Raw genomic sequence first — 11,089 nt, forward strand, 5'->3', positions numbered from 1 at the left:
CTACATTGACAAAGATGGCGATGGTAACTATACAGAAGGAACAGATACACTCGTACAAACATCCATCGTCAAAGACGGACAAGATGGTAAATCATTAATTACTGTAAAAGAAGGTAAAGAAACAAAAGTTTACCAAGAAGATCCAACTCATCCAGGTCAACCATTGAACCCAGAAAACCCTCTTGCAGTCATTAAAGATGGTGTAGATGGAAAATCACCAACGGTAACAGCTATCCGTAAAGATGAGGAAGGGCATAAAGGAGTAGAGATTGCTGTCGATAATCACGATGGTTCACAACCAACAAAAGTATTTGTTCAAGATGGAGAAAAAGGTGAAGCAGGAGTAGCAGGTCATGATGGACAAACTCCTACAGTAATAACTCAGCGTGGTGCAGATGGTCACAGTACTCTTGTAACCATTACAACACCAGGAAAAGAACCAGTAACATTCACAGTTAGGGATGGGTTAGATGGACATGATGGACGTGCACCAAAAATCGATTTGAAACCATTTAATCACGGAGTAGATTCATTTAGAAGAGCTAGAGTGTCTAGAAGTAGTGGAAATAATCCTGAAGAGGGAACTGCTAATGAAATTAACCAACCAATTTCCAACGAACATCCTTCAACAGGGACACACGTTACAGCTTATTATGATAATAATGGCAATGATGTCTACGATCCAGGTGTTGATGAGTTACTAAGTGAACGTGATGTCTTAGATGGAAATGATGGTGTAGACGGCAATCGTGGTAGAGACGGACGTAATGGTGCTGAACTTTTAAGTGGAAATATTGCACCAACTCCAAATGATGGAAAAAATGGCGATACTTATATTGATACCAACACTGGTGATGTATATAAGAAAAACAATGGGACTTGGAATAAGACGGGTAATATAAGAGGGCCACAAGGTGCCAAAGGAGATAGTCCAGAAGTTACAGCTAAACCAGGTGCAGATGGACATAGTACTGATATTACAATTACAACACCAGGAAAAGATCCGATTACTGTTAATGTCAAAAATGGTAAAGATGGTAAATCATTAGTTGCTAAAAAAGAAGGTAATGAAACTAAAATTTTTGTAGAAGATCCAGCACATCCTGGTCAACCATTAGATGCTACAAAACCACTTGCTACAGTCTTAGATGGGTTAAAAGGTGATAAAGGTGAAAATGGTGCAGACGGGAAATCACCAGTTGTCACAATGACAGATAATGGAGATGGAACACACTCTATTACAGTACGAAATGGAGATGGTTCTGAATCAACTACTAAAGTCAAAGATGGTAAAGACGGTAAAACAGCTACCATCACCACAACTGAAAACCCAGATGGAAGTCACACAATCACTGTAACAAATCCAGACGGAACAACTAAAGAAACTATTGTTAAAAACGGTAAAGATGGTAAGACTCCAAAAGTTGAAGTGACTGATAACAACGATGGAACTCACACTGTTAAAGTTACAGATGGAGACGGCAATGTTACTAACACTATCATCAAAGATGGTAAAGATGGTAAAGCTGCAACAGCAACTACAACAGAAAACCTAGATGGAAGCCACACAGTAACAATCACTAACCCAGACGGAACTAAGAATGAGTTTGTTGTGAAAAATGGTCGTGATGGAGTAGACGGACGTACTCCAACAGCCTCTGTTCGTGACAATGGTGACGGAAGTCATACAATCGTTATTACAAATCCAGAAGGTGTGACAACTGAAACCACAGTTCGTGATGGTAAATCACCAAAAGTTACGATAACTGACGAACAAAATGGAACTCATAAGATCTCAGTTCTAAATGGTGATGGAACAACTACTGAAACAATCATTAAAGATGGTAAATCACCAGTAGCAACAGTTAGAGATAACCAAGACGGCACTTATACTATCCGTGTAGAAAATGGAAATGGAACTGTTTCTGAAACAACAGTACGTGATGGTAAATCACCAACTGCTAAAGTTGTGGATAACGGAGATGGCACTCACACGATTACAGTTGTGAACTCAGACGGTACAACTACAACAACTACAGTACGTGATGGTAAATCACCAAAACTTGAAGTAATCGATAACAAAAATGGTTCACACACTATTAAAGTGACAGGTGCTGACGGTAAAGAAACAACAACTACAATCTTTGATGGTAAATCACCAAAAGCGAACATCATTGATAACGGAGATGGCACTCACACATTGATAATCGTAGATTCTGATGGTCGTGAATACAAATCTATTATCAAAGATGGTAAAGATGGCGTTTCACCAACTGTAACTGTTAAAAATAATAACGATGGAACTCACGTTGTTACAATTACTAATCCGGATGGAAGTAAGACAGAAATGGTGATTAAAGACGGTAAAGATGGTAAATCACCAAAAGTTTCTGTTGAAGATAATGGAGATGGAAGTCACACAATCACAATCATCAATTCTGACGGAACTGTGACAAAAACAGTTATTAAAGATGGCAAAGATGGTAAATGTGGATGCCAGGACAAACCAGTAACACCATCAAATGAAAAACCAGTTCCTCCAATACCAAATGTGCCAGAAGGACCAACATTTGCAATGCCAGAACCACCAGTTCATGAATTACCAGAATTCAACGGTGGAGTACCAGGTATGCCTGAAGTTGTTGAAGTACCAGAATTAGATATTCCAACAGTACCAGCACAACCAACACCAGAAGTACCGGTTAAACCTGTGCCAGTGCAGCCAACACCAAATGTACCGACACCAAATGTACCGACACCAAATGTACCGACACCAGAAGTGCCAGTACAACCAACTCCAGTTGTTCCAACACCAGAAGTACCGGTTAAACCAGTACCAGTGGTTCCAGAACAACCAGTAGTACCAACACCGGCTCAACCAGCAACTCCGGTAAATGCTAACCCAGTAGTACCAACTACAGTTAAAGAAAACCATGGGGACAAATTACCAGAAACTGGAAGCCAATCTGATTATATCTCTGTTCTTCTAGGTAGCGGTATTCTATTGAGTCTATATGTAGGTCGAAGAAAAGAAGATTAATCAGCCAAAAGCAGTCACTAATTTCTCGAAAGAAGATGATAAGTGATAGATCTTGGATGAAAGAATATTCTTAGAATGATTTTCCTATGATGGAAAAGACTGCTAAAAACCTTGAGTGGTAAGGCTCAAGGTTTTTTGGGATGGGTGATGTTTGTCTGAAAATCTTGATTGAGTCTAAAAATGCCACCCTATTAGGTGGCGATAATTGATTTAGACTTGAAAATTTTCTATTTTTTACTGAACTGCTGCAACCAAGTCTTGAGCTTGTTTTTCAAGTGAGTTTAGGACTGTTTCTTCGAGAACTAATTTTCCGTCTGCCCAGGCAGAGTCATTGACACGTGCAGCAGTGAAATCACCAATGACTTGTGTACGGATAAATGGCAAGAGGTCTTTGTAAATAGCGAAGAGTTGATCGTGACCTGCATTGGCTACAGATGATACGGTAACAAACTTGTCTTGAAGGGCAGAAGCGCCACGTGTATCAGACAAGTCAAGGGCACGAGATAGCCAGTCAAGCAAGTTTTTCACTGTTCCAGGGATAGAGAAGTTGTAGACTGGAGAGGTGACGGAGTGTAGAAATTCTCATTAAAATTTAGTTGAAGCGCCGTATGCTGATAGAGAGATAGACTAGCAAATATCTCCCGCCTTGCTTGATGTTAGTAATTTGATGAACATATGAATATAAGTTCAAGTCGTGAAAAAAACTTTCATATATTAAATGAAACTGTTTGCATTTGTGGAAATAATAGAATATAATATATAGGAAAAATAATTGCTTGGTTTAATGAGGAGTTCTCTATGTTTTTTAATCGAAAAGGAATCAATCAAAAGAATTGGCGGATGATAAAGAAAGGGAAGCATTTTCTTTTTGGGTGCACTCTTTTTTTGGCTACAGGAGCAGTAATGATACAGAATCCACATCTTGTTCATGCTGATGAAATGGTTGCGTCTCTGAATGATTCAACTAAAGCCAAAGATGAAGATCCGAATAGTGAAAAGGTTCCAAACGATGAGGAAAATCATCCACAGGTAGAAAATCATGTTAAAGAATCAGATAAGATTTCTGAAAATGTGCAAGAAGATAAAAGTGCTGAAAAGGCTGTAGAGAATACAGTCAAAACTGTGAATAAAACTGCTTTAAATGAATTAATTGAAAAGATTAGGAACACTGATTTACAGACTAAAACAGTCAAATCAGTTGAAAATCTTAATCTCTCTTTGTCGCGTGCGCAAGCAGTCTTGGATAAGGCAGGTGCTAGTCAGGATGAGATAGATAAAGAAGTTCAAGTTTTGTCGGACTCATTTGCCCAACTGGAAGAGAAAAGCAATGACATAGACAAAAAAGAAAAGCAAGCAGACAAAGCAAACGATAGTGATGAAAAGAAAAATCTTTTAACAGAAAAGATCGCTAAGGTTCAGGCTCTTGTTTCAGAAATTAACCAATTAGCAGGAGAAATTAGCTATGAATTTAGTGAATCTGAAAGCAAATCTCTTCAAGTATTTGGTGATTTGTCTGAGGAAAAATCCACTGATAGTGAAGTTGATGGTGCTCTAAATGAAGCGAAAAGCCTCCGCAACAAAGTGGCTAATAGAGTAACACGAGCACATTCTGGAAAACGTGACCCACGCAATGGGAAACCGATTGATGGTAGGGGAGAGAGCGGGTTTAGAGGGATAGTATACACTCCCAAGGAAAATAGAAGAGATGGTAATCTTATTGAAAATGGAAGTACTGCTGTTTATTATAATTCAGATGAAATTTGGAGTTTAATCGAGATAAAAGGCGAAAGAGTAGGGAATGAAAGAAAGTTCACTACGTATGCTCGAGGAAAAGTAGTAGAAGATGTAACCCCGTATTATATTGTTACAGTAGGTTTTACCGCAAATTCTCCTATTAAAGGATTAAAAATGCAAGTTGCATACTGGGATAAGAAGGCAGGAGTTCAAAGAGTACGTGAAATAGAGTATGGTAGAACTGAGATCAATAATCCTATTACGAATGCTGCTATTAGAGGGGTTGTAGGAGAAGGAGCAATAGTTCAACCTGGTAGATATGAAGTTCATATTGCTTCGAATACAAGAGTAGCTCCAAATCAGTTAAAACCTTATACATTTACTTTTATTATTAAACCGCAAAGTGATCGTAATACAGTAAAGGATTTATCGCAGACATATGTAGATGATGTTCGTCATTTAACTGAAAATGAAAAAACAGCTTTAATTGAGAAATTTAAAGCAGAACATCCAGATATTATGAAACCTTCAGGTCATAAAAGTGACTTTGAGCGCGCTGAAATTTCTGCTGATGGAACAACGATGACAATCCATTTTAAAGATGGATTTAATCCTAAAACCATTCAGACAAATGCAACAAATGATGTTGAAGCAAAACATTCTAGTTTGACGGCTTATTTTGGGGATTCAAAAGAATTATATACGAATCCAAGGGAATTAGTACGCTCAAAAACAGGACACGAAGTACCAGCAACGGCTCAAGTAACCTATAAAACCCCTTTTAATTTGCAACAAGCAGGCACAAGAAACGTTGTCGTAACGACCACTTATCAAAATGGGGTAAAAAAAGATGTAACAACTCCTTATACTGTTTTAGATTTTATAGGAAAAGAAGATAAGAAAATTAATCAAAATCAATCTGGTCAATTAGGAGATGCTAGAAATTACGTAACAGTTTCAAATAATTCAGCGGTTCCCGGAGAGTTAACCGTTCGTTGGAAAGGTGGGTCATCTAATGTAGATACTGCTGCAGCAGGTATCCAGCATAAAGAAATCGAAATTCTTCGTGGCAACCATTTGATGAAAACTGTGAATATTCCGGTTGAGATTGTAGATAATATTAATCCAACGATTACTGCGCCTGACACTGTAACTCTAACAAGAGCAGAAGGATTGCCAACTAATATTTCCGTTGATGCACAGGATAATACTAGAGGTATTGGTCTTAAAGATGCTAATCCGATTGTAGTTGAAAATTTAGCCAATCCTTTAAGATATAATCCTTCAACAAAAAGAATTGAATTATCTGGTGTAATTCCAAATCAATTACAAAGTTTTCAAGCTACTGTTAAAGCAGTGGATAAAAAAGGAAATACGGCTACTAAAGCAATTAGATTCAATGTTCAAGCTCAGACAGATAAATATACAGCAGTTGCGAATCCACAAACACAAACAGTAAGTTATAGAGCTGAACCAAGTGCAGAAGCGAGTGTGAGTACTACAGGTTTACCATCTGGAACAACATATGCTTGGAAAACAAAACCGGACACATCTAGTCCAGGTAACAAATCTGGGGTAGTAGAAGTAACTTATCCAGATACTTCAAAAGATACAGTGAATGTAACAGTAGCTGTACGAAAATTAAGTGACGAATATGTTCCTACAGGAACCAAAATTGTTAAAAATCAGAATGTTCCTGTTACAAATAATGATTTAAAAGCTGCTGTAAGTGTGAATAATAGCGGTAATAGTAAAGTGAAATCTGTTACTGGATCTTCTATTAGCACTGTAAATGCAGGTACACAAACAATTAGAGCAACAGTGACGTATTTAGACAATACAACTGATCCTGTTGATATTCCACTTGAAGTAAAAGATGTAACAGCACCAACAATTCAAACACCAAGCGATAGACAAAATTGGGATTTAATTGCATTGGATAGAACATTACCTTCAATCAAGGTGACTTCTGTGGATAATAACGGAGGAACTGGGGTTAAATCAACAACGATAACAGGTTTGCCAGATTTCTTAGTATATGATGATGTAACTAAAACAATTAAGTTTAAAAATGGAGTTCAAGAAGTAACGAAACTACCTGTTGGGCAAGATAGTAAAATTTATAATGCTACTATCCAAGTTACCGATAATTCAAACAATTCAAGTCAAAGACAAGTAACCATTACTGTGAAGTCAATGACAACGAAATATACAGCGACTCCAAATTCACAAAAACAAACAGTAAGTTATGGAGTAACTCCAGATGCAGGAACAAGCGTGAATAAGAACGGCTTACCTACAGGGACTGCATACACGTGGGCAACAACTCCAAGTACAACAACAGGACCTGGAGATAAATCAGGCGTAGTAACGGTAACATACCCTGACGGTTCAAAAGATACCGTGAATGTTATTGTAAATGTTCGAAGACTAGCTGATGAACACGAACCAACAGGGAATAAAATCGTAAGAGAACAAAATGCTCCTGTGACAAATGAATCCCTAAAAGCAGCAGTAAGAATTAGCAATAATGGTAATAACAAAGTTAAAGCTGTTACTTCTGAGGGTACAATAAGTACTTCGAAATTTGGTAATAAAACAATTAATACCACAGTAACATACCTTGACGATACGACAGATTCAGTAACAATTCCTCTAGAAGTAAAAGACGTAACTGCTCCAACGATTCAAACACCAACAGAAGGTAAAACATGGGAAATCACAGCGTTAGATAAGACATTGCCTCCTATTAAAATAGCAGTTTCTGATAATCCTGGAGGAAGTGGAATTAAAAGTATTTTTCCAATTAACTTACCAAGTTTCTTGAAATACGACAAAACAACAAGTAGCATCGTTTTCCAAGATGGAGAACGTGAAGTTCCGAAATTGTCTGGAATTAATCGTACGACAAGAAATATAACGTTACATGTGGAAGATAATGCAGGAAATAGTAGTGAACGAACATTTAGTATTACTCACATAACTATGGCCGAAAAGCATAATCCACAAGCGAATGCAACGATTCAAGAAGTGAGCCATGGTGAAACTCCTAATCCGAAAACAAGTGTGAATACAGCAGGATTACCAACTGATGCTCAATATACATGGCAATCAACTCCGGATACGAGCAGACCTGGAAATAAAACAGGAGTCGTGAAAGTTACTTATCCAGATGATTCAGTAGATGAAGTAACAGTTACTGTAAAAGTTCGTAAGCTAGGTGATGAGTACGATGTTTCAGGAGCGCAAATAGAAGTAAATCAAAACACTCCAGTTACAAACGATGACTTAAAAGCTAAAGTAACCGCAACTTCAACAGTAGGCAATGTAAATGGAACAGATAAGATTTCAACAGTTACAGCACCTGAAATCAGCACAGCTAACTATGGTGAACAAAACATTACTGCCACAGTAACTTTCAAAGATGGAACAACCAAACCTGTGACAATTCCGTTGAAAGTTAAAGATGTAACGAAACCAACGATTGAGTCACTAACGGATAGACAAAATTGGGACTTAATCGCAGTAGAAGGATCAAACCCAGAAATCTCTGTAACAAGCGAAGACAATACAGGAGGAAGTGGTGTTAAGACAACGACAGTAACAGGTTTACCAGATTTCTTAGAATATAATGAATCAACTAAGAAGATTCAGTTCAAAGCAGGAGTGTCGGGTGTACCAAGTTTATCAGAAGGAACAGATGTACAACCTCATAATGTAACTATCACAGTTGTAGATAACGCAGGAAATGAAACAACAACAAACGTAACAATAACTGTGAAATCAATGACTACAAAATATGATGCAACAGCTAATCCTCAAAAACAAACAGTAAGTTATGGAGCGACTCCAGATGCAGGAACAAGCGTGAATAAAACCGGCTTACCAGAAGGAACAAGTTACGCATGGAAAACAACTCCAAGCACGACAGAAGGGGCTGGGGATAAAGCAGGAGTGGTTACTGTAACATATCCTGACGGTTCGAAAGATACAGTAGATGTGACAGTAAATGTAAGCAAATTAAGTGACGAGTATAATGTAACGGGATCACCAATCGAAGTTAATCAAAATACTCCAGTAACAAACGATGACTTAAAAGCTAAAGTAACCGCAATTTCAACAGTAGGAAATGTTAGTGGAACGGATAAGATTTCAACAGTAACGGCCCCTACAATCAATACAGCTAATTATGGTGAGCAAAACATTACTGCCACAGTAACTTTCAAAGATGGAACAACCAAAGAAGTGACGATTCCGTTGAAAGTTAAAGATGTAACGAAACCTACTATGTCAGCCCCAACTAACGGACAAAATTGGAACTTAATCGCAGTAGAAGGATCAAACCCAGAAATCCCTGTAACAAGCGAAGACAATACAGGAGGAAGTGGTGTTAAGACAACGACTGTTACAGGCTTACCAGATTTCTTAGAATATAATGAGTCAACTAAGAAGATTCAGTTCAAAGAAGGCGTAACAGGAGTACCAAGTTTACCAGAAGGAACAGATGTACAACCTCATAATGTGAAAGTCACAGTAGCTGATAACGCAGGAAACGAAGCAACAACAAACGTAACCATTACTGTGAAATCAATGACTACCAAATACGAAGCTACTGCAAACCCAGACAAACAAACAGTAAGTTATGGTGAAATTCCAGATGCAGGAACAAGCGTAAATAAAACAAACTTACCTGAAGGAACAAGTTATGCTTGGAAAACAATACCAAGTACAACAACACCTGGAGAAAAAGACGGAGTAGTAGAAGTAATCTATAAAGATGGTTCGAAAGATACAGTAGATGTAAAAGTTACAGTAAAAGAATTAAGTTCAGAATATGAAGTAACTGGAGCACCAATTGAAGTAAATCAAAATGATCCAATTTCTAACGACGACTTAAAAGCGAAAGTAACCGCAACTTCAACAGTAGGAAGCGTGAATGGAACAGATAAGATTTCAACAGTTACAGCACCTACAATCAGCACAGCTAACTATGGTGACCAAAACATTACTGCCACAGTAACTTTCAAAGATGGAAAAACGAAAGAAGTAACAATTCCATTGAAAGTTAAAGACGTGACGAAACCAACTATCTCAGCACCGGCGGAAAATACAAACTGGGAGATGACTGCTTTAGATAAAACATTGCCTCCTATGAAGATTGAAGCAGAAGATAATGCAAACGGTAGTGGAATTAAAAACGTCACGGTGACTGGATTGCCTGATTACTTAGAATATGATAGTACAACTAACGCTATTAAATTCAAATCAGGAAAACAAACAGTAGAAAAACTAGCTGAGAATACACCAAGTCAAGAATTTACTTTAAACATTCGAGCAGAAGACAAAGCAGGAAATGTCAGCGAAAGAACTGCGAAAATCACTGTATCTTCAATGAGTGCGAAGAATACTCCAACGCCAATTCCACAAAATACAGGTTATGGACAAGTGCCAGATCCTAATGCAAGTGTTGATAAAGCAAGCTTACCTGATGGAACAAAAGTAACATGGAAAACTCCACCTGTAGTTAACATACCTGGTGCAACAACTGGTGAAGTCGAAATTACTTATCCAGATGGTTCAAAAGATGTAGTGACAGTAAATGTAACGGTTAGAAAAGTAAGTGAAGATTTTACAGCAACTGGAACACAAATTGAAGTAAATCAAAATGTATCAGTTACTCCAGAAATGTTAAAAGGAGCAGTAACTGCGACAAATGCGCAAGGTGAGAATGGAAATCCTAAAATTGCAACCGTGGAATCCAAAACACCAATTAACACTGAGGCGTATGGAGACCAAACAATACAAGCAAAAGTAACATATATTGATGGTTCAGAACAAGACGTTACAATTCCATTGAAAGTAAAAGATGTTACGGATCCAACAATTCAAACACCAGCAGAAAATACAAACTGGGAAATGACGGCTTTAGATAAAACATTGCCTCCTATGAAGGTTGAGGCAAAAGATAATGCAAATGGTAGTGGAATTGCTGCTATTGAAGTGAGAAATATGCCTTCATTCTTAACATTTGATCAAGCTTCTGGAACAATTGTGTTCAAAGAGGGTGTTCTAGAAGTACCGAGAATTGATTCTGATAATGTAATGCATGGTGTAACGATAGTAGCTAGAGATAAAGCTGGGAATTCGACATCAATCTTAGTAAATATTACAGTTTGGTCAATGCGTGGAAAATACAGCCCAACCGCAATAGCGCAGGAAGTGGACAATGGACACGTACCAGATCCAGAAACAAGTGTAAACAAAACCGGCTTACCAGAAGGCACAAGAGTCACATGGAAAGACACGCCAGTTGTG

At 37.8% G+C, this 11,089-nt stretch carries 2 protein-coding genes and 1 pseudogene; 2 read left to right on the forward strand and 1 reads right to left on the reverse strand.

Annotation, left to right across the window (positions count from 1 at the left end; translation table 11 throughout):
• Positions 1–3,040, forward strand: a 3,040-nt coding sequence (locus ADI58_RS03890) for a collagen-flanked surface repeat-containing protein (RefSeq protein WP_049521541.1), incomplete at its 5' end; no start/stop codon positions are given.
• A gap of 234 nt (positions 3,041–3,274) precedes the next feature.
• On the opposite strand, the pseudogene ADI58_RS03895 reads toward ADI58_RS03890, so the two are convergent.
• A pseudogene (locus ADI58_RS03895) lies at positions 3,275–3,607 on the reverse strand (NAD(P)H-dependent oxidoreductase); the annotation flags it as partial.
• A 336-nt stretch (positions 3,608–3,943) separates the two neighbouring features.
• On the opposite strand from ADI58_RS03895, the gene ADI58_RS03900 reads away from it, so the two are divergent.
• Positions 3,944–11,089 (forward strand): Rib/alpha-like domain-containing protein (locus tag ADI58_RS03900; protein ID WP_161800932.1); only part of this gene is annotated, 7,146 nt, incomplete at its 3' end.

This window comes from Streptococcus mitis, from assembly GCF_001074635.1.
Classification (GTDB): Bacteria; Bacillota; Bacilli; order Lactobacillales; family Streptococcaceae; genus Streptococcus; species Streptococcus mitis_E.